At 66.3% G+C, this 389-nt stretch carries 1 protein-coding gene; it reads left to right on the top strand.

The window, feature by feature from the left end; genetic code table 11:
- Positions 1-389: flavin-containing monooxygenase (locus AC1DYG_RS20475; RefSeq protein WP_477641669.1), on the top strand; the 389-nt coding region annotated here is incomplete at both ends.

Genomic DNA, 389 nt, shown 5'->3' with positions numbered 1-389 from the left:
ACCTACCCCGGCGCCGCCTGCGATGTGCCCTCGCACCTGTACTCGTACTCGTTCGCCCTCAACCCCGAGTGGACCCGCTCGTTCTCCACCCAGCCGGAGATCCAGAAGTACATCTCCTCGGGGGCACACCGGTACAACGTGCTCGACAAGCACGTCTTCGGCTGCGACGTCCGGTCCGCCCACTGGAACACGGCCACCTCCCGCTGGGACGTGCACACCTCGAAGGGCGACTTCGAGGCCAAGATCGTCGTCTCCGCGATCGGCGCCCTCTGCGAGCCGTCGCTGCCCGACATCAAGGGCATCGAGGACTTCCAGGGCGAGATCTTCCACTCCGCACAGTGGAACCACGACGCCGACCTGACCGGCAAACGGGTCGCGGTGATCGGCAC

The organism is Pedococcus sp. P1_H8 (genome assembly GCF_056405175.1).
The sequence above is the reverse complement of the archived record's forward strand: the minus strand, read 5'-3'. Positions and strand labels throughout refer to the sequence as shown.